Source organism: Bradyrhizobium sp. NAS80.1 (genome assembly GCF_001908205.1).
GTDB lineage: Bacteria > Pseudomonadota > Alphaproteobacteria > Rhizobiales > Xanthobacteraceae > Bradyrhizobium.
Genome location: NZ_LGHL01000504.1, coordinates 1 through 564, shown reverse-complemented (window position 1 = coordinate 564; position 564 = coordinate 1). Strand labels below are relative to the sequence as shown.

The 564-nt window shown below is 62.1% G+C and carries 1 protein-coding gene; it reads right to left on the bottom strand.

Translation table 11 applies throughout. From position 1 onward, the window contains the following. Positions 1 to 564 (bottom strand): sulfite exporter TauE/SafE family protein (locus AC629_RS44550; RefSeq protein WP_143199975.1); only part of this gene is annotated, 564 nt, incomplete at both ends.

Genomic DNA, 564 nt, shown 5'->3' with positions numbered 1-564 from the left:
AGAGCAGCTTGACGGCCGTGATCGTGAGGAGTGCGTAGCAGGCGCGGTAAAGTTGAGCCTGATCGAGCCGTTGATGAAGATGCCAACCTGCCCAGACGCCGAGCCCTGCGGCGGGCAAGCAGAGCAACATGAGCCCCCAGAACGAAGACGAACGCGGAGCGACCATCAGCCAGGGGGCGGCTTTCATGAGATTGCCTATTGTGAAGAATAGGCTTGTGGTGCCTGCGTAGATCTGCTTCGGCAAGCCCAGCGGGAGAAGGTACATCGCGAGCGGCGGACCGCCGGAATGGGCCACCATCGTCGTGACGCCCGAAGCTGTGCCCGCCACGATTGCCTTGGGAAGCGAGCGAGGCCGTTCGGTGACGGGATTGCCCCCGCGCCACCACAGGCCCGCGAAGAGAATAGTAATCGCAGCCATTGCGATTTCAATCGCGTGACGATCGAAGCCTTTCAAAACGTAGGCGCCGAGCCCGATGCCGACGACTAGGCCCGGAAGCAATGCGAGGAGGTCGGGTTTTGACCACGTCGTCGGCTTCCAGTAGCGCAGCGCGAACAGGTCCATGG